This is a genomic window from Saccharopolyspora tripterygii (assembly GCF_054778355.1).
This window is the reverse complement of record NZ_BAAGZP010000046.1, coordinates 1-504: the sequence shown is the minus strand read 5'-3', so window position 1 is coordinate 504 and position 504 is coordinate 1. Positions and strand designations below refer to the sequence as shown.

The window sequence follows — 504 nt, the reverse complement described above, 5'->3', positions numbered from 1 at the left end:
TGGCCGGGTTGTTCGACGAGCCGACGAACTTCGAGCTCGATTGGGCCGCGCCGATCCAGTCGATGGATTTGTCCCTGCTGCGCAGCCGCGGGGACCAGGCAGTGGCCGTGGCGCTGACCTGCTTGGGCTCCTGGTCGTCGATGATCACCGATCTCCAGGACGACGGGGAGATCCGTATCGTCGTGCGCGACGAGGTCTGGCGGCAGATGCGACTTGGGCCCAAGGCCGTGCAGGCCGTCGACTCCGACCTGCGGCTCTCGCGCGCGGAGAAGAAGATCCAGATCCTCGTCGGCCACAAGCCCAGCGACTTCCTGTCCGTGGGCAACGCCGGATCCCAAGAGGTGGCGATCGCCAAGGATCTTCTGGCGCTGTGCTCCACGCGGATCCTGTTCGGCCAGTCCACACGGGTCGCCGACGAGCTGGCCGAGGACTTCGCCCTGTCTGGCAAGGAATCCGACGTCACCACGGGCTGGTGCATGGAGCGCACCGGCCGGGCGCTGTGGA

At 67.1% G+C, this 504-nt stretch carries 1 pseudogene; it reads left to right on the top strand.

What is annotated here, in order from left to right:
• Positions 1-140 precede the first annotated feature (140 nt).
• A pseudogene (locus ACYVF3_RS30950) lies at positions 141-504 on the top strand (ATP-binding protein); the annotation flags it as partial.